Here is a 218-nt window from a genome sequence, read left to right as displayed (position 1 = left end):
GATCAACCTCTTGAATCGATCTTTTGGATCAACCTCAGATTGCATCCTAGGTATCAATGCTGGTTAACGGCGAAATCGGGCGAGATTTGGCAAGGTTTGGATTAACCCAATCTCTGGTGGCTCAATGCTAGCTAGATATCTGTGCCAGGTTGATTGTTAGGTAGCGGATTGTTGGGCAATGAATCGCTAGGGGCTTGATTGTTGGGGGTGGATGGTGA

This window comes from Limnothrix sp. PR1529 (assembly GCF_002742025.1).
Taxonomy (GTDB): domain Bacteria; phylum Cyanobacteriota; class Cyanobacteriia; order CACIAM-69d; family CACIAM-69d; genus CACIAM-69d.
This window is presented reverse-complemented; position numbering follows the sequence as displayed.